At 50.0% G+C, this 18,662-nt stretch carries 19 protein-coding genes; 8 read left to right on the top strand and 11 right to left on the bottom strand.

The annotated features are described in order from the left end of the window. The first annotated feature begins 24 nt into the window (after positions 1-24). Genes F5I99_RS17155 through hemW form a run of 3 tightly spaced genes read left to right on the top strand, consistent with a single transcriptional unit; the run spans position 25 to position 2,237 of the window. Positions 25-474, top strand: a complete 450-nt coding sequence (locus F5I99_RS17155) for a DUF4426 domain-containing protein (RefSeq protein ID WP_151058150.1) — start codon at positions 25-27, stop codon at positions 472-474. A gap of 3 nt (positions 475-477) precedes the next feature. Then, positions 478-1,086: an RdgB/HAM1 family non-canonical purine NTP pyrophosphatase gene (gene rdgB / locus F5I99_RS17160; RefSeq protein ID WP_151058152.1), complete on the top strand. Its 609-nt coding sequence runs from the start codon at positions 478-480 to the stop codon at positions 1,084-1,086. Then, positions 1,083-2,237, top strand: coding sequence for a radical SAM family heme chaperone HemW (gene hemW / locus F5I99_RS17165; RefSeq protein WP_151058154.1), 1,155 nt, complete (start codon positions 1,083-1,085; stop codon positions 2,235-2,237). The genes rdgB and hemW overlap by 4 nt, the downstream gene beginning before the upstream one ends. A gap of 8 nt (positions 2,238-2,245) precedes the next feature. Here the strand turns inward: hemW and F5I99_RS17170 are convergent, their stop codons facing one another. From F5I99_RS17170 to lptM, 6 genes are read right to left on the bottom strand one after another with little or no spacing between them, the layout of a single operon-like run. Further along, positions 2,246-2,980: an HAD family hydrolase gene (locus F5I99_RS17170; RefSeq protein ID WP_151058156.1), complete on the bottom strand. Its 735-nt coding sequence runs from the start codon at positions 2,978-2,980 to the stop codon at positions 2,246-2,248. Further along, on the bottom strand, positions 2,973-3,923 hold the full coding sequence (xerC, locus tag F5I99_RS17175; RefSeq protein WP_225307457.1) for a tyrosine recombinase XerC: 951 nt from the start codon (positions 3,921-3,923) through the stop codon (positions 2,973-2,975). The genes F5I99_RS17170 and xerC overlap by 8 nt, the downstream gene beginning before the upstream one ends. After that, positions 3,889-4,605, bottom strand: coding sequence for a DUF484 family protein (locus F5I99_RS17180; RefSeq protein ID WP_151058158.1), 717 nt, complete (start codon positions 4,603-4,605; stop codon positions 3,889-3,891). The genes xerC and F5I99_RS17180 overlap by 35 nt, the downstream gene beginning before the upstream one ends. Beyond that, complete coding sequence (gene dapF / locus F5I99_RS17185) at positions 4,602-5,432, bottom strand: diaminopimelate epimerase (protein WP_151058160.1); 831 nt, start codon at positions 5,430-5,432, stop codon at positions 4,602-4,604. The genes F5I99_RS17180 and dapF overlap by 4 nt, the downstream gene beginning before the upstream one ends. Before the next feature lie 12 nt (positions 5,433-5,444). Beyond that, positions 5,445-6,701, bottom strand: coding sequence for a diaminopimelate decarboxylase (gene lysA, locus F5I99_RS17190; RefSeq protein WP_151058162.1), 1,257 nt, complete (start codon positions 6,699-6,701; stop codon positions 5,445-5,447). Positions 6,702-6,709: 8 nt separating this feature from the next. Next, positions 6,710-6,826, bottom strand: a complete 117-nt coding sequence (gene lptM, locus F5I99_RS17195; protein WP_151058165.1) for an LPS translocon maturation chaperone LptM — start codon at positions 6,824-6,826, stop codon at positions 6,710-6,712. Between the two features lie 215 nt (positions 6,827-7,041). Here lptM and F5I99_RS17200 point away from each other — a divergent pair, with 215 nt between their 5' ends. Beyond that, positions 7,042-8,955: a methyl-accepting chemotaxis protein gene (locus tag F5I99_RS17200; RefSeq protein ID WP_191905884.1), complete on the top strand. Its 1,914-nt coding sequence runs from the start codon at positions 7,042-7,044 to the stop codon at positions 8,953-8,955. Between the two features lie 50 nt (positions 8,956-9,005). Here F5I99_RS17200 and F5I99_RS17205 read toward each other — a convergent pair whose 3' ends face one another. The 3 genes from F5I99_RS17205 to F5I99_RS17215 are packed head-to-tail and all read right to left on the bottom strand — an operon-like array spanning position 9,006 to position 11,193. Continuing rightward, positions 9,006-9,791 carry a ChbG/HpnK family deacetylase gene (locus tag F5I99_RS17205; protein WP_151058169.1) on the bottom strand — a complete coding sequence of 262 codons (786 nt, stop codon included), beginning with the start codon at positions 9,789-9,791 and terminating at the stop codon, positions 9,006-9,008. Further along, positions 9,788-10,159, bottom strand: a complete 372-nt coding sequence (locus F5I99_RS17210; RefSeq protein ID WP_151058171.1) for a GtrA family protein — start codon at positions 10,157-10,159, stop codon at positions 9,788-9,790. Before F5I99_RS17210 ends, F5I99_RS17205 begins: the two co-directional genes overlap by 4 nt. After that, positions 10,159-11,193, bottom strand: a complete 1,035-nt coding sequence (locus F5I99_RS17215; protein WP_225307458.1) for a glycosyltransferase family 2 protein — start codon at positions 11,191-11,193, stop codon at positions 10,159-10,161. The genes F5I99_RS17210 and F5I99_RS17215 overlap by 1 nt, the downstream gene beginning before the upstream one ends. A gap of 88 nt (positions 11,194-11,281) precedes the next feature. Between F5I99_RS17215 and waaA the strand changes: the two genes are divergently transcribed. Further along, positions 11,282-12,568: a lipid IV(A) 3-deoxy-D-manno-octulosonic acid transferase gene (gene waaA, locus F5I99_RS17220; RefSeq protein WP_225307459.1), complete on the top strand. Its 1,287-nt coding sequence runs from the start codon at positions 11,282-11,284 to the stop codon at positions 12,566-12,568. On the opposite strand, the gene F5I99_RS17225 is transcribed toward waaA, so the two are convergent. Then, positions 12,562-14,037 (bottom strand): glycosyltransferase family 39 protein, encoded by a 1,476-nt coding sequence (locus F5I99_RS17225; protein ID WP_191905885.1) that lies wholly within the window; start codon positions 14,035-14,037, stop codon positions 12,562-12,564. The genes waaA and F5I99_RS17225 overlap by 7 nt on opposite strands. A gap of 15 nt (positions 14,038-14,052) precedes the next feature. Beyond that, on the bottom strand, positions 14,053-15,807 hold the full coding sequence (gene msbA / locus F5I99_RS17230; RefSeq protein WP_151058175.1) for a lipid A export permease/ATP-binding protein MsbA: 1,755 nt from the start codon (positions 15,805-15,807) through the stop codon (positions 14,053-14,055). 105 nt (positions 15,808-15,912) lie between these two features. On the opposite strand from msbA, the gene lpxL reads away from it, so the two are divergent. Genes lpxL through F5I99_RS17245 form a run of 3 tightly spaced genes read left to right on the top strand, consistent with a single transcriptional unit; the run spans position 15,913 to position 18,645 of the window. After that, positions 15,913-16,839: an LpxL/LpxP family Kdo(2)-lipid IV(A) lauroyl/palmitoleoyl acyltransferase gene (gene lpxL / locus F5I99_RS17235; protein ID WP_225307460.1), complete on the top strand. Its 927-nt coding sequence runs from the start codon at positions 15,913-15,915 to the stop codon at positions 16,837-16,839. After that, positions 16,836-17,858 (top strand): glycosyltransferase family 4 protein, encoded by a 1,023-nt coding sequence (locus F5I99_RS17240; protein ID WP_151058177.1) that lies wholly within the window; start codon positions 16,836-16,838, stop codon positions 17,856-17,858. Before lpxL ends, F5I99_RS17240 begins: the two co-directional genes overlap by 4 nt. A gap of 1 nt (position 17,859) precedes the next feature. Continuing rightward, the gene (locus F5I99_RS17245; RefSeq protein WP_151058179.1) at positions 17,860-18,645 is read left to right on the top strand and encodes a glycosyltransferase family 2 protein; all 786 of its coding nucleotides are present in this window, start codon (positions 17,860-17,862) and stop codon (positions 18,643-18,645) included. The last annotated feature ends 17 nt before the right edge of the window (positions 18,646-18,662 follow it).

Below are 18,662 nucleotides of genomic sequence, written 5' to 3' on the forward strand. Positions count from 1 at the left end.
CTTATATAAAAGGAAGACACGACCATGTTGACTCGATACAGCCCCCTGCTCTTTGCAGCCTTGTTGTCGCTAACCTTAAGCGCCAGCCTGCAGGCAGAACAGATGTTCAGTGATGAACATTATGAAATCCATTACAATGCATTTAACTCCACACTGATTCCTGCCGAAGTAGCCGCCAGCTATAACCTCACACGCAGTGGTAGCCGTGGCTTGATAAATATTGCGGTGCGTGAGAAACAGCCGGATGGTAGCACCCGTCCAGTCAGCGCCCAGGTCAGCGGGGAAGTCCGCAACCTGATACAACAGACTCAATCCGTTGAATTCCGTGAAATTACAGAAACTGATGCCATTTATTCAATCGGCAGTTTTCAGTTTACCAATGAAGACCTGCTGACTATTCAGTTGGAAGTGCAACCGGATGCTGAACGCCCGGCTTATCAGATTGAACTCCAGCAAACCTTTTACGTGGACTGATCCTTGAGTAAACAGCAATTTGTATTGGCCAGCGGTAATGCTGGCAAACTGCGTGAATTCAGCCAGATGCTGGCTGAAAAACACATAGAGGTATTGCCTCAGTCAGCGCTCAATGTCACCGAGGCGGATGAAACTGGACTGACCTTTGTGGAAAATGCCATTCTCAAAGCCCGACATGCCTGTGAAGCCACCGGACTGGCGGCCCTTTCGGATGATTCAGGACTGGAAGTCGACGCTCTCAAGGGTGCACCGGGAATTTATTCGGCGCGCTATGCCGGTGTTGGCGCTGGCGACGAAGCCAATATCGATAAGCTGCTGCAGGCCTTAGCTGACAAACCTGAGGCTGAACGTAGCGCACGCTACCAATGTGTACTGGTGTATATGCGCCATGCCCTGGACCCCACCCCGCTGATCTGTCAGGCCAGCTGGGAAGGTCATATATTGACCGAGCGGCGTGGTGAGGGCGGCTTTGGCTACGACCCGATTTTCTATATTCCCGAGCTGCACTGCTCAGTGGCTCAGTTGAATCCGGCCGAAAAGCAACAGCATTCACATCGCGGCAAAGCCATGCGTGAGTTCTTTCAGCGTCTGAACAGCTTGTTACCAGTATGACCCCAGCGGTACTGCCTCCCCTGTCGCTGTATATCCATATTCCCTGGTGTGTGCGTAAGTGCCCTTATTGCGACTTCAACTCGCATGCCAGGCAGGATGCATTACCGGAACAAGACTATATCCAGGCCCTGTCTCAGGACTTGAGTGCTGAACGCGAGCGCCTGCAATCACTGCGCCCACTGCACTCCATTTTTATCGGCGGAGGCACCCCCAGCTTATTCAGCGCCGAGGCCATAGGCCAGATACTGACTGATGTCGACCGGCAATGGGGGATTGGCACAGACACTGAAGTGACCCTGGAAGCCAATCCCGGCACCTTTGAGCAGCAGCGCTTCGAGGGCTTTCGTCAGGCGGGCATCAACCGCCTGTCACTTGGCATCCAGAGCTTCAATGACACCCACCTGCAGGCGCTGGGGCGTATTCACAACGCTGACAATGCCCTCACTGCCGCCCGCAGTGCTCGCCGTATTTTTGACAAGCTGAATCTGGATCTAATGCATGGTTTGCCGGGACAACTCACCGTTGAGGCACTGGCAGACCTGCAACAGGCGATAGACCTGTCACCGGATCATCTGTCCTGGTACCAGTTAACCCTGGAGCCAAATACGGAGTTTCATGCCCGACCACCTACCCTGCCGGTAGATGAAGCTTTATGGGATATACAGGAACAGGGGCAGGAATTACTGGATCAGGCGGGATTTCGGCAGTATGAAATATCGGCCTATGCCAAAGACAATCGCGTCAGCCAACATAACCTGAACTACTGGCAGTTCGGTGATTATCTAGGCATAGGTGCTGGGGCTCACGGAAAAACCAGCCGACAGTCATCTGACAACAATGCCTTGCTGTTTGAGCGCCATCATAAACTGCGCCAACCTAAAGCCTATCTAGCCTCATTGCACAAAACCGCAGGACGCGAACACATTCCAACCGACGAGCTGAGCTTTGAGTTTATGCTCAATGCGCTACGCCTGTCTGACGGGGTAGCCAGTGAGCTTTTCAGTGCACGAACAGGCTTACCACTAACCTCAATCACAGCTCAGCTTACCAAAGCACGTGAATGGGGTCTGCTGGAGAACGATACCCGCGTTTTGCGCCCCACCCGACAAGGGCGCTTGTTCCTGAACGACCTGCTGGGTTTATTTCTCTGATCAGCACTTTATAAACACGGCTGCCTGACCGCCTTGGTACGGATGGCGGCAACAGCGGCGGGAATATGTTCAAGGCTGGTCACTTCGGCATCCGCAGGCTGCCCCCCCGGCCAGGCACCAGCTTCCAGATTCACCCAGATTGTCCAGATACCCAGTTGCTGCGCCGCCTTCACATCATTAATGGGGTGATCGCCGACATGAATAACCTGGCGAGCATCCAGCCCACTGTGTGCCAGTGCAGTCTCGAACATCAATGGATGCGGTTTGGCCTGACCGACCTGGTCAGCATTGAATTGAAAATCAAATAGATCCGCCAGCCCTGTACGACTGACCTCCGCATTACCATTACTTAAAGCACCCAATCGGTAACCCTGTTGATGCAGGTTTTCCAGCATGCTCCGGGCATGAGCGAAAAACTCCACCTCATGACGCGCTTCAATAAAGGCTTCAAAGGCGCTCAGTGCCAACTCAGCTGCTTCCACCGCTGTGTAGCCACAGTGCGCCAGACACTCTTCGAGTAGTTTAAGCCGAATTTGAGTCACGCTGTGGGCAATCTCAGGACAACGCTGCAATAGCCCAGCCCGTAACGCTGACCCTTCATTCAGGTCTGACAATGCAAAATGCTGCGTCAGTAGCGGGGTATGGGTGTGTAACCAATCCCACAAGGTTCGGTTAGCATGCTGAATCACCGGACCTACCGCCCAGAGGGTATCATCCAGATCAAAAGTGATCGCTTTAATCACGGGGTTTTCTCCTGGCACGTGGATGGGCTTGTTCATACACTTGCATCAAATGCTGAAAATCGAGATGCGTGTATATTTGTGTAGTGCTGATATCACTGTGTCCGAGCAATTCCTGGACGGCGCGAAGGTCCTGACTGGACTCCAGCATATGACTGGCAAAGCTGTGACGCAGACGGTGCGGATACACCCGCCCCTGAGCTCCCATATACTCACCCCAGAGGGCCAACCTTAATTCTACTGCTCGGGTTGTCAGGGCGGTACCGCGCTGACTGATAAACAAGGCAGCCGTGCCACGACGGTTCCACAGTTGTCGTATTGGTAACCAGTGTTGCAAGGCAAGGATCGCTTGTCGGCCAATCGGCAGTACACGTGTTTTGCGCCCCTTACCCGTCACACGCAGTGTTGCATCGGATAAATCCAGCGCCTGGAGCTCTAATCCGACCAGTTCCGAAACACGCAGTCCCGACGAATAAATCAGCTCCATCATGGCAAAATCACGCAGGGTAATTGGCTGGTCATCGGGAGGGCTGAGTAGCTGATTCATTTGCTCGGGATCGAGCGTGCTGGGCAGCCGGCGTCCCGCTTTGGGGGCCTGTACCGCAAGTGCCGGATTACTGCTCATCCAACCTTCCCGATTCAGGAAACGGTAGAAGGTGCGCGTTGCTGATAACAGGCGGTGCAGACTTCGGCCTGACAGACCATTACCATGTAACATGGCAATCGCCTGGCGCAGCTTTTTTTCTGTCAAAACAGACCAACTACCCAACTGCAATAGTTCAAGCTGTTCTGACAAACGCTGCAGATCACGCCGGTAATGCTGCAAGGTGTGTGAAGACAATTGTCTTTCACCCTGCAAGTAACGCATAAACGCCTCAATCCATTGCTGTTCGCCAGGTTGAGGCGCCATATCAGGTACGCGGTTGATGCAGAATATGGGTGACAATTCGGCTCAGCACTTCGCCGACATAGCTGAGAAACAAGGTGCCCTGGCTGCTCTGGAAGTAGTCCGGATCAAAGCTGCCAATAGCCAACAGTCCGAGGGTTTCACCCTTGACCAAGGGCACTACAGCGGCTGACTGAATACGTGCGGCATTTTCCTGGAACAGGAAACGATTCATCGCTTCACTCAACTGACCACAACTAGGCAAACTGGTTTCAATCAGCGGCTGCACAATACTGCAATCAGACTTAGTCAAAATACGAAGACTGTTGACATCAAAAGTGACATCGCTGAATAAAATCAGACGCGCATCATCACCATAAAAATCCTGACAGAGGCTTTCCTCGATGGCGATGGCGACATCATCAAGCGTCTGAGCTTCCAGCAGCGACAATACCATGCGCTTGGTTTTGTCGAACTGTACATCGTTATGACGGGCGATCTCAATTAATTCCGACAGATGCCCGTGCAACAGTTGATTGCGTTCGCGCAGCAAAGAGGTCTGCCGCTCGACCAATGAAACCGTTGTACCACGTTGATGCGGTACATACAGCTTCTCCAGCAACCAGGCATGCTGGTCAAAAAAATCAGGATGGCTGGCCAGATAGTCGGCAACCTGCGCAGTGCTAATCGAATCAGCCGGTGCGTCCGTCACAATCTGTTTATCAGTTGCTTGCTGCGTCATAAGTAAACCTGCCCTTCATATACCGTTGTGGCCGGCCCGGTCATCAAAACCGGGGAGCCCTTTCCTTCCCAACTGATCTGCAGCTTGCCACCAGTCAGATGCACATCGACCTGCTCATCCAGCAAACCACGAAGCCGTCCAGCTACGACAGCCGCGCAGGCACCGGTTCCACAGGCCTGGGTTTCACCCGCACCCCGTTCAAATACACGCAGCTGGATCTGAGAGCGCGACATTACCTGCATAAAACCGACATTGACCCGTTGCGGGAAACGCGCATGGCGCTCAATCAAACGCCCCAGTTGCTTCACCGGTGCCTGCGCTACATCATTAACCAGCAACACACAGTGCGGATTCCCCATAGAGACCGCCGAAACCTCATAACACTGCCCTTCAATTTCCAATCGATAGATAGCGGCTTCCTGCTCCGCCGCAAAAGGGATCTCGACCGGCTGCAAAACTGGCTCACCCATATTCACTTCAACCTGACGGTCTGGCAACAGCGTTAACAACGCACTGCCTTTAGCGGTTTCAACACGTATCTCATTTTTGACGCTCAAGCGGCGTTCACGCACAAAACGGGCAAAACAGCGAGCACCATTACCACAGTGTTCCACCTCTGAACCGTCGGCATTGTAGATACGGTAACGAAAATCCATATCCGGACGTGTCGGCGGTTCAACCAATAGCAACTGGTCAAAGCCCACACCTGTATGCCGGTCTGCCAGGCGCTTGACGGTATCGGTATTGAGACGGACACGCTGTGCCACGGCATCAATCACCATAAAGTCATTCCCCAGACCATGCATTTTACTGAATCTTACCAGCATGTATTTCTCCGCTCAGCAATCGCCGGGCAGTAGCTGTTCGCCCTGCATCAGATCACTGATTTTTTCCCGTTCACGAATGACAAAGACCTGATTATCATCAACCATCAATTCAACCGGACGCGGACGACTGTTGTAATTGGACGCCATAACAAAACCATAAGCCCCGGCTGAACAGACCGCCAGCAGATCACCAGCTTGCAAATTCAATTCCCGGTCTTTACCCAAAAAGTCGCCGGTTTCACAGATAGGGCCAACTAAATCCCAATGTCTGGATTCTCCCTCATCACGCAGGCTAAGCGGAATAATTTCCTGATAGGCGCTGTAGAGGGCGGGACGGATCAGGTCATTCATCGCCGCATCAATAATGGCAAAGTTCTTCTCACCTGTCTGCTTGAGAAACTCAACCCGGGTCAGCAATACACCGGCATTCGCAACAATCGAGCGGCCTGGTTCAAAAATCAGCTGTAACGGCCGATCGCCTAAGCGTTCCAACATAGCCGCAATAAAGGCATCCGGAGCCGGTGGCGTCTCATCGGTATAGCAAACACCCAGGCCTCCACCGAGATCCAGATGAGAAATGTGAATACCCTCAGTCTGCAACCGATCGACCAATTGTAACAAACGTTCCAGTGCATCCAGAAATGGGCTGATTTCGGTCAACTGACTGCCAATATGGCAATCCATGCCTACTACGTCAACTCCCGGTAAAGCAGCGGCGCGTCGATACACGACGATAGCCTGATCAATATCGATACCAAATTTATTTTCTTTAAGTCCTGTGGATATATAAGGATGGGTTCCCGCATCAACATCTGGATTGACACGGAATGAAACCCGCGCCACCTTGCCCGCCTCCAGAGCCACGGCATTGACACGATCCAGCTCAGCATCAGATTCAATGTTGAAACAGAAAATACCCACATCCAGTGCCCGACGTATTTCATCAGCCTGCTTGCCAACGCCGGAAAAAACCACCTTGGCCGGATCACCACCCGCTCGCAACACCCGCTCTAGTTCACCGATAGAGACAATATCAAAACCCGCACCCAGGCGAGCCAGCAGATTCAGTAAAGCAATATTGGAGTTGGCCTTAACCGCATAACAAATCAGCGCACCTCGCCCCTGCAATGCATTGGCATACGCCAGGTAAGCACGTTCTATGGCGTCACGGGAGTATACATAAGCAGGCGTCCCGTGGGTGGCAGCCAGAGTATCCAGAGCCATCTCTTCACAGAACAATCGACCATTACGGTATTCAAAACTTTCCATCGGTTATCTCATTCACCCTGTTCGGTTGTGGTATCCGGCTGTTCCGGCAGATACAGTGGTCCTTTCTGTCCGCAACCACCCAAAAACAGCAGGCTTGCAAACACCACTGACCAGAAAATTTTCATACGGCACCACCCTCAGGGCTGATTATCTGATTAAACCGGTGATTATAACCTGATGTAGCGTGTTATTGGCAGTGGCGAGGCAATACAAGCAGGGGCAAGCTTTTTAAAATTGCGCAATAATAACGCGGGTACTATTATCTGATATGTATCATGGCTCTACAGATCTACCTATGCTGAATTGCATCCAGCCTATGCCGGCATCAATGGAGAACAATATGCTAAAGCGACTAAAAATGACTCCCAGGCTGATTTTGTTCACCAGCTTACCCCTCGCTTTATGCCTTTTTTTGGCCGCTTATATCGTTATTCAGCACACCAGTCGTACGGTAGCATCACAGGGGGAGGCCTCTGCCAACATGGTTGCATCCAGCAGTGCCGATGGTGTCAGCGCCTGGATTAACTCACGCATGGCTGTCCTTCAGACCCTCGCCAGCACGGCGACACTCACCAGCGGGAATACCGATGACATCTTTGCGTTTATACAGGACTTTGGCAAAAAAATGGATGATAGCTTCCAGGTCATGCTATTTATTGATCTCGAAGGTAACGGTTACCACCACAATGGCAACATTGCCGACCGTGCAAACCGAGACTACTTTCAGAAGCTGGTCATTCAAAAAAGTCAGGCAACGCTGGTCAGCGATCCTCTGATTTCCGGCTCTACTGGCGATGCCATCGTTGTGATGGCTCAAGCTGTATATAATGCGTCTGGCCAAGTCATCGGATTGCTCGCTGCCACTGTGACACTGGATACACTAACTCAACTCATTGATGAGGTTTCCACCGATCAGGCCAGTGCCTGGCTGATAGACTCACGCGGCGTTTACATCGCTCATCCGGACACAGACCGAAGAATGAAAGACAACGCTCTGGATTCACAGTTCCCTGAGTACGCAGCGCTGTCTAAACGAATGGTTGCAGGTGAAACCGGTATAGCAGAACTACAGCTTGATGGCCAACAGCGATCCATTATTGCCTATCACCCAGTAGAGAACACCCCAGGCTGGGCGCTCGCTGTTGCGCTACCTTATAAACACGTGATGGCAGCGGCAACAAACTTACGTTCATCCTTAATACTGGCGTTTTCCATTACACTGATTGTTTTAGTTATCATTATTATGCTTGTCTCGCGCGTGATTGTTAAACCTATCAACGCAACACGCTCTGCACTAGACCAGATTGCAGCTGGAGATGGAGACCTCACTCAACGCTTAAGTGAAGAACGACTGGATGAGTTGGGTGACCTGGCCAGAAGCTTCAACAAGTTCGTGAGCGGTGTGCAACTGGTGATCAAACAGGTTTCTGATGCATCTATACAGCTCGGAGCGGCCGCTGAAGAGCTGGCAGTATCCAGCCAGGTCACCAATCAACAAGTTCAACAACAAAGTCACGAAACGACGCTTGCCGCGACGTCAATGACACAGATGGCAGCATCAGTCACTCAGGTTGCGGGCAATGCGGCTCAAGCGGCACAGGCTGCCGATACGTGTAACCAGTCTGTCAAAGATGGAGAATCCATCGTTCAGAAAAGCGCTAATGAAGTAGACCTGTTGGCTCAAGAAGTCCAAAAAGCCGTAGAGGTTATGCAACGCTTGCAAGAAGATACTGAATCCATTGGCACCGTGCTGGCAGTAATCCGCGGCATCGCTGAACAAACAAACCTTCTGGCACTCAATGCCGCTATTGAGGCCGCCCGAGCTGGAGAGTATGGGCGTGGCTTTGCGGTTGTCGCCGATGAGGTTAGAACCCTGGCCACACGCACACAGAGCTCTACGGAAGAGATTCGTAATATTATTGAAAAGCTGCAAAACGCCTCAAGACATGCCGCCGATGTCATGCAAAATAGCTATTCCAAAGCGCATGTAGCTGTTGAGTGTGCCGGACAGGCTTCGGACAAACTTCAGGATATAACTGGCGTCATCGCCACCATCAACGATATGAATACTCAAATTGCCAGTGCTACAGAAGAGCAGTCTGCTGTTGCAGATGATGTCAGTCAGACGCTAGTGCGTATTAGCAGTGGCGTCGAGCAACTATCCAGTGGGTCAAGTAATATTGCCGCAGCAAGTGATGAACTGGCACAACTGGCTAATCAGCTACAGGCCAGAGTGGGGCGTTTCAAAGTATAGCTTGCGCCAAAGAGCATGGAGCACACCCTGGGTGCTCTTTGAACAAGAAATCAATATAAAGCTGGCGAGTCAGTCAAGCTGACCGCTTGCTGTTGCAAGCGTGACATAAAACGGTCGCTGGACAGATAAGTCAATTCACGCTGGCGAGACAGAGCCAACCCGGATACGCCCTCGCCGGTAGCTCCCGGATGGCACATGATCAAGCCCCCGGTGGGCAACTGATCAACCCAGCCGTGTATCAGACTGGCAAAATCAGCTTCTGGGTTAAGTGAATAGAGCCCCGCAAAGGCTTGTGTAAGGGGTAACTGCTGTCGGCACATCTGTGTCACAAAACCTGTGCTCATAAGTCGTAAAACCAGCGCTTTGAGTAAGGCGTCATGGCCTGTCAGACTCGGGGAGACCCGGCGTACCCAGGGTAACTGATCGGTATAACGTGCTTGTAGCACTTCGATCAAGACCTGACGAATTCCTGGAAAAACATGAATATGCTGGTGACCATCGACAAAGTCAGGCTGACAACCCGACATCGTTTCAAAGTCATCCAATTGCCGCAGCAGTTCATCTCTGACCCACTGACGATCAAGACGGCCTGACAAAGATTGCTGCATCAGTCGCCCTAAAGGCAAAGCTCGCGATGACTCAGTCAGATTAAAATGTAATCCGATAGCTGCTCTGCCACGAAAAGTCAGCAATGTCGTGGCTGATGAGTCCCAATATGGCAGACAAGTCATACAACTGACCGCTGACAAACGCTGACACTCTAATAGTTGCAAAATCCCCTCATTGATTTCGGCAGATAAGCCAAAATCATCCGCACAGAGAACCACTGCTTTCATGTTGCAAAAGCCCAAAACCGACTGAACAAATAAGTCATTACCGCGACTACGCCAAGCACGATCAATAGCGCCAGGTCATAACGCAAAGGAGTGAAGGTCAGCAACAAGGCATACAGGATCTCATTAACAGCAAAGCTGCTCAACGCGACTGTGGCAAAACGCGGCAAGGTACGAGAGTGGCTCAACTCTTCAGCCTTGAAGGTCAATTTACGATGGCCAAAGTAGCTGACATTGAAAGCAACAACAAAACCAAACACATTAGCCAACAATGGCACCAACCCTAGCGGCACCAGCAGTCGAACTACCAGCCAGTGCACAATGAGTGCCGTGACACCTACCCCAATAAAGCGGGAAACCTGAGCCAGCATCAGTCAACAGACTCTGTTTTGTGCTCAGTTTTTTTACGCGCGGACGCAGGATGATAATCCGAAATAAGATACACGGGCCGCGCCTTTACTTCAGAGAAAATCCTCGCAACATATTCACCCAACACACCAACTGACAGTAACTGCACACCACCCAGAAAACCGATACCAGCAACCAAGGTCGGCCAGCCGGGAACATCAACTCCCCAGATCATTGTTCTCAGTACTACGATGACCGCATACGCGATGGCCAGACAGGAAATCCCTGCACCGATAAACATCCAGATTCGCAAAGGTGTACTGCTGAAAGCGGTAATGCCTGTCAGGGCCAATGAAGAAAGACGCCGGATACCGAAGGATGTTTGTCCGCTGAAACGAGGAGCAACCTGAAACGGCACGCCGATGCTACGAAACCCGACCCACGCAAACAACCCTTTCATCATTCGTTTGCGCTCTGGCAGGGCCCGCAAAGCTCGCACAACTTTGGCGTCCATCATACGAAAATCACCAGCATCAGCCTGAATTTCGACATCCGCACTCTGACTGAGCATATGATAGAAAAAACCAGTCATCCGGCGTTTAATTGGATGCTCATCCGACCGATCTGCACGTATGCCATAAATCATGTCATAACCTTCCAGCCAGTGCTGATAAAAGATTTCCAGCACATCAACCGGATGTTGCATATCAGAGTCCATCAGGATCACCAGATCCGAATCAGCATGGTCAAGACCAGCACTCATAGCTGCTTCTTTGCCAAAATTTCGCGATAGTCGGATCAACGACACAGGATACTGCTCAGCCAATTGGATCGCTACGGCTGAAGTAGCATCTCGACTGCCATCGTCCACTACCAACACTTCAAAACGGCCAGATAACCGGGGCAAGTATTCACAAAGCAACGGGATCATCTCTTGCAAGTTTTCTGCTTCATTGTATGCCGGCAGAATACAGGTGATGGATGGGGGCAACTCCATCTTTCGAGGTGTTAGTGATGGATCCGATTCCGATGTATGTTGTGTTATTTTTTCGGGCATTATTCTATCCAGTTTCAAGTCCTACAGACTTCGAGAGTTAATGGTAAACTATATCTTTGAATTGCGCACCGGATAGCCAGCAAATCCTATGATAAGTCGTTATATTTACACTCTTGTGTTGCATCTATTGTTGCCCTCTATTCTGATCCGTTTATGGCTCAGAGGACGGCAAGCACCAGCTTATCGGCAACGCTGGACAGAGCGCCTCGGATTCACCCCACCACTTGCTTCCTCTACTGCACCACTATGGGTTCATGCTGTCTCAGTCGGCGAGGTACAAGCAGTCGCCACATTAATCCACCGTTTTTTACAGCACCACCCAGAGATTCCGGTACTGATCACCACCATGACCCCGACCGGAGCTGATCGGGTCAAGCAACTGTTCGGCGAGCAGGTAGCGCACCGCTACTGCCCCTACGATCTACCCTGGGCCATGAGTCGCTTCCTTGACATCACCCAACCACGCGGCTGCGTTATAGTGGAAACCGAACTCTGGCCCAACTTTTTAAGACAATGCCAGCGCAAACAGATTCCAACTTTATTAGCCAATGCACGTTTATCGGAGCGCTCTGCACGCGGTTACGCCCGCTTTCCCAGCCTGACCCGAGATATGCTCAATCGGCTCAGCCGGGTCGCTGTACAGGATCACACAGATGGTGAGCGCTTCAAAGCACTTGGCCTGGATCCTTCCCGTCTCAATGTCATCGGCAGTATCAAATTTGATGTAGAAATCAACCCGCAATGGGCCAAAGATGCGCGACAACTGCGGCAGCACTGGGGTGCAGCACGCCCGGTATTCCTGGCGGCCAGCACTCATGATGATGAAGAATCCCAGCTCCTGGCAAACCTGCCAGAACTATTATCTGCCTATCCTGATCTGTTGATTGTGCTGGTGCCCCGCCACCCCGAACGTTTTGATACGGTTGCCCAACTTTGCCAGTCTTCCGGATTAACCTGTACCCGGCGCAGCCAGAATACTCTCGCCAGCCCGGACACGCAGATTTACCTGGCGGACACCATGGGGGAGCTGATGTCCTTCTGTAGTGCTGCTGATATTGTCTTTGTTGGCGGCTCACTGATTGAGCGCGGTGGCCATAACCCACTAGAACCCGCTCTGTTGGGTAAACCCGTGATTACCGGATTGCATACCTTTAACTTCGCTGCCATCACCCAAGGGTTGGCTTCGGCAGGCGCGCTGAGTCAGGTTAAAAATGCCAAGGACGTGATGTCACAATTGCAGTTCTGGCTGAGCAACCCCGACAGTGCCACATGCGCAGGGCAAGCCGCCCAGGACTATGTTGCCAGCCATGCAGGCGCACTCAGCCGTCTTGAAGCCGAACTGGAACCGCTGCTGAAAACAACAACTAATCAATAACACTCATGCATAGGCGTCACAATGGCCCAATGCAACTGCAAAGGGTCCGCCGATCCCATTGGCCAATCCAGGGTTATCGCTCCCTGGCTATCAACAGCACCAAGCCTGGCCAAATGTGATGGCACGTCATCTCCTTGCTGCCAAATAAGCAGTGCTCCCGATTGCGTTAAACGCTCCTCATCAATCCACGGACTGTAATCCAGTCGTCCATCAATCAGAACTGAAGGCTGTGTGGATGCCCGTAACGCCATTAACCCGCCCAGCCAGTATTCAGATGCGACAATATCCAGTGGACAGGCGGTATGATTGGACCAGATCTGCTCCAGTTCAACCGCCATGGCCTTATCCGGCCAGCCAATACGAGGTGGCTTATTCTTCAGATAGGGTAGCAAACTCATATCCACCAACCGCAACATCACCAGCAACAGCACCATCACCAGAGTATTGCGCAGCAGTTTTTTCTGCCTAGACCCTGACAAGGGAGTAATCAGCCAGGCTACCAGCAACAGGCCTGACAAGTTCCACATGGGCGTTCCCCACATATCCCGCAATCCGGTCCCGGTCAAACCAGCTCCCAGAGCAGTCAACAGTGCAGGCCCCACCCCCAGGCAGAACAAGAACCATTTAGCTTGCGAATCAGCCTGGTCACGACACCAAAGTGAACAGGCGAAAAAACCAGAAGCAGCCAGTAAAAACAGTAAAGGCAAGTGATCGACTAACTGCACCAGCAAAAATTTCAACGGGCCCAACAGGTGGGCCTCAAGTCCGGCGGCGCCTCCAGAACGTTGTCCCGCATAAGTCAGTGGTAAAAAATCGTGCTGAATCAACCATAATAGATGAGGTAGAAAAACTGCGCACATTAACCCCACACCACTCCAGAGCGGCCAGCCTAACAACTGCTTTCTAGCCTCTCGCTGAGTCAGCAAGTGCAGGAACATCGCCGCCAACAACACGACCATGGCATATTTTGTCAACAAACCCAAGCCAGCACACAGACCCAGTAACAGCCAGTTGCGATAGCGCCCATCGGTGATAGCAGAGTGATAAAAATAGATGGCGGCAGCCCAAAAAGGCATTTGCGCGATATTATGATTGAATTCCGGCGTCGGCCAGGTGAAGTAATAGACGCCCAGCAGCAGCAAAGTGCCTAATGCGGCTTTTTCACGATCAAGTAACCGCAATCCCAACAACCAAACAAATAGCAAGGTCATTAATATTGTCAGTTGGCTGAGCGCAAAAGGGCCCAGATCCGCCAATGCCAGCCACGACAACTGTACCAGCCAAGCGGGAAGTGGCGGATGTTTATAATACCCCCACTGCCACTCCTGCCCCCAGAATAGCCCCTCTACCACATCCAGCGGTAAACTGTAGGCACTTAGCCATGGCAACAGCGTCCAGAGTAACGCATTGATCAACAGTAACAGCCAAACCTTGCTGGCCGTATTACCCAGCACAGCAATACCTTTCATCAACCCCATCACTCACTACTGGTTAAATTGCATATTATAAAGGCGCGCATAACTTCCCCCTTGCGCCAGCAACTCGGTATGGTTGCCCTGCTCGATTATCACACCATTCTCCATAACCAGAATACGATCAGCACGCTCAATGGTCGATAATCGATGAGCAATCACCAGCGTAGTCCGCCCCCTAACAACATGCTCAAGCGCTGTTTGTATAAAACGCTCCGATTCGGTATCCAGAGCGGACGTCGCCTCATCAAGAATCAGCAAAGGCGCATCCTTGAGAAGGGCACGCGCTATGGCAATACGCTGACGCTGGCCACCCGATAGCAACAGCCCATTCTCACCAACCAGGGTATTCAGCCCCTGAGGCAAACGATCGGCAAATTCAGACACCATCGCGGCATCTGCCGCCGCACGAATCGCCTCATCAGAAGCACCCGCCAACGCCCCATAGGCAATATTCTCTGCAATACTGCCTTCAAACAACACCACATGCTGATTCACCAAAGCTATCTGGTTGCGCAAGCTGTCCAGCGTATAGTGGGATAATGGTCGGTCATCCAGAAGAATCTCGCCATCAACTACATCATAAAAACGCGGCAACAGCCCCGCGAGAGTTGTTTTACCGCTACCTGAACGCCCTACCAGAGCAACCGTTTCCCCCGGCTCAATACAAAAACTAACCTGCTTTAACGCAGGTTCTTCACTCTGAGGATAGGTAAAGGAAACACTATTAAACTCAATTCGTCCCTGAGCAACGGTAAGTGTTTCTAAGCCAGCATTGCGCTCCGGAAGCACATCAAATAGCGCAAAAAAGCTTTCTGCCGCTGCGATCCCTTTTTGCACCGTGCTGTTAATTTCCGTCAACTGACGAATCGGCTTGGCCATCAACGAAGCGGCTGAAATAAAGGCAATAAACTGCCCTGTCGTCATAGAGGCCACCAAAGCCGGAGACATGGCAATATAGGTCAACAGCGCCACGACTCCCGCTACCAACATTTGTACCACCGGCGTGGTGATCGACTGGGTCACCACCATTTTCATAAACTGGCGCCGATTACGTTCAGATACCCGGTTGAAACGGGTACGCTCGGCCTCAGCACCACCAAAAATGCGCACCACCTGATAACCTTTGATCGCTTCTGAAGCCGCTGATGAAATATCCCCGACAGAATCCTGAATGCCATGACTGAGACGGCGCAGGCGTTTGGAGGCCAGCGCGACCACCGCACCGACCAATGGCGCCACCACTACAAACAGCATGGTCAACTTCCAGTTGAGATACAGCATATAGCCAAACAAGCCAACTACCGTGAGTCCTTCCCGGACAGCGGTTTTCAATGCATCCGTAGCCGCTCCTGTCACCTGCTCAACATTGTAGGTCAAACGCGATAACAGTTCTGCCGAGGTATGCTGCTGGTAAAAAGCACAGGGTAGCACCAGCAGGTGATCAAACATCTGACAACGCAGCCGACTGACCACCGCACGGGCAACATAGGAGAAACCGTAATTGCCCAGCAGTGTTCCGATCCCCCGCACCAGAAAGATCCCAATGATCGCTAACGCCAACCATAAGCGGTAATCCAGGTTGCCATTTTCAACCGCATCAATAAAATGCTCCAGCCATTTGGCGGCGGCTGTCTGAGAGGTGGCATACAGCGCAAAACCGCAAAACGCGAGAATAAACATCGGCCAATGGCCACGCACATAACCGAGCAACCGTCTGTACACATCCCAGCCAGATGCAACCTGATTATTAGTATTTTTCTGCATACTTCTCTCTTACCGATGGCTCATACAAAAGCGGTAGTATAACTGCACACGCCACAGATATCAGGTTAGAATGTAACACCTGTTGTTCTGAATCAGTGAAAAAACGTGGCAATCCATAAGAAACCCTTACAGTTACTTAAACAACCGAAGCAATGGCCAATACTAGCCTGGGTCGCCTTGCTGCGCTTGCTCGTCTTACTACCCTACCGCTGGCAGCAGCATATCGGTGCCGGATTTGGCTGGTTGCTGAGTCACCTGGCCCGTGAGCGCCGCCATGTCACCCACACCAATTTACGCCTGTGCTTTCCTGACCTGAGTGATGCTGAGCATCAACAAATGTTCAAAAAAGTGTTTCGTCATAACGGTATTGGTCTGATGGAAACCGCCATGGCCTGGTGGGCACCAAAATCATGGTTCGAGCAGCGAGTAACCCTGAAAGGCCGAGAGCACCTGGATGCAGCACTGGCTAAAGGCAAGGGGGTCATCATGCTTGGAGCGCACTTTTCTACCCTTGATCTGGGTGGGTTGCTGTTCTCATTCTATTACCCAGTCAACACGCTTTACCGCCCCAATAATAACCCTCTGCTTGATCGAATCATTTACAATGGACGTGCTCGCTTCACCCATAACATCGACCGATCCGATTTCCGCAGTGTAATTCGCAAACTGAAAAAAAATGAAATTATTTGGTACGCACCGGATCAGGATTTCGGCATGAAGCAGTCCGTGTTTGTGCCTTTCTTTGGAGTCCCTGCTGCAACCCTAACCGCCACAACAAGGCTCACAAAACTGAATGACTCCCCCATTCTTATGCTGGCACAGCATCGTTTATCTAATGGCACGTATGAACTGGAACTGTTCCCTATCATTACCCCCTTTCCAACAGGCGATGAAATAGCTGATGCGACTCGAATCAATGCAGAAATAGAACGCGCCATCCGTAAAGATCCTGAGCAGTATATGTGGGTGCATCGACGCTTTAAGAGTCATCCTCAAGGAAAAAACTTTCTATACAAGAAGGTAAAACCATGAAGGTAGTGCAACTGGTTGCGAGCCCAAAACAAGGCGGTATGGAAAAGCATGTAGTTGAGCTATCAAATGGAATTAACCAGCTAAATACTGAAGTAGTCGTCATTGCAGATAAATCATTTGCTCCATACTTAAATAAAAGCATTAAGCTTATCGAAATAGACTTCAAAAGGTCACGTTACAACCCTTTCCTCTTGATATCCATATTGCGCTTAATAAACAAAATAAATCCAGACATTATTCATTGCCATGGAGGCAAAGCCTCACAGATAATATCTTTATTAAAGCCTCTACTAAAATCTAAATGCATATCCACAATACATGGCATTAAAAAAAATGTTGAGTATTTGAAAAATTTTCATCACATCATAGGTGTCAGCAACTATATTAAAAACAGACTACCTAAGAGCTGGATATCTACAACCATATACAATGGTATAGAAAAGCCAAAAATCATCACCAGCTCTCATAAAGAAAAGATCAAATCAAGCTTAAACATTCCTTCCTCATCATTCTTATGGGTTGCCGTAGGACGCTTAGTTCCAGTTAAGGGATTTGATCAAATAATTAAAGCCATGCAACAGGTTAATGGTCACTTGGTTATAGTTGGTGATGGCCCAGAATACAGCCATCTTCAAGAGTTAATTGAGACACTTAGCTTAGGCTCAAGAGTAACTCTAACGGGCCATAGGAATGATGCACAAGAAATTATTCAATGCGCAGATCAGCTTATTATATCGTCTTTGCGAGAAGGTTTTTCATATGTTTTTTTGGAAGCCATGCTAACACACACTCCTGTCATAGCATCCGACGTACCTGTTGCCAATGAAGTCTTACCAAAAGAACTTATATATCCGATAGGTAATCATGAAGAGTTGGCCAAGCTCATGAACCGAGCTCTGTCTCAACCATACAACCTTAAAGACATTATGGATAACTGCAACACCTTAATGACATTAGACAGTATGGTTAAAGCTACTTATAATTTATATCTAAAAGTATTAGAAGCAGGAAACCGCTGAAATGAATAAACTACCACTGTCAGTGTTTATAATTTGCTATAACGAAGTAGATAGAATCACTTTAGTATTAGAATCAGTTAAAGACATCGCTGACGAAATAATCATTGTAGATAGTGGCAGTACTGATGGAACCTTAGAAATAATTAAGGAATACACTGATAAAATTTTCTTCAAGGAATGGGAAGGATTCGGAGCACAAAAAACTTATGCCGAAAGCCTTTGCAAACATGATTGGATTCTTAACCTAGATGCAGATGAAATACTCTTAGATGAGATAAAAAAATCTATTGCCAAGGTATTCGATATACCTAATAGTGAAAGAAATGCCTCTTATTCCTTAGACATTAGACACGTCAGTTTAATGAGCAAAAGCATCAAACCAAACTTTTTCAGCCCAAGAAACATAACGCCCCGCTTATATAATAAAAACAAAGCCGGATTTAATAATAGCACTGTGCACGACAAGGTCATTAACTTCGACAGAAGCAAACCCATTAAGTTAAAAGGTGCGGTCGCTCACATCTCCACTAAATCTTTTTCACACATGTGGGAGAAAATACGCACATATAGCGAACTACAAGCATACAAGTGGGTAGAGGATGGAAGAAATGTAACTTACTTTCAATTAATCTACGATCCTTTTTTCTTCTTTATCAAAAATTTCTTCATAAGACGCCTTTGTTTTGTAGGGGCTGAAGGTTTAGTAATGTCTTTTGCTCTTAGCGCCGGCAGAGCGCTTAGAATAGGTATGGCGCTAGAGCTTAAAAATCGGAAACATCGTACTTAACTTACTTACAAACAAAC

It is taken from the genome of Nitrincola iocasae, from assembly GCF_008727795.1.
GTDB lineage: Bacteria > Pseudomonadota > Gammaproteobacteria > Pseudomonadales > Balneatricaceae > Nitrincola > Nitrincola iocasae.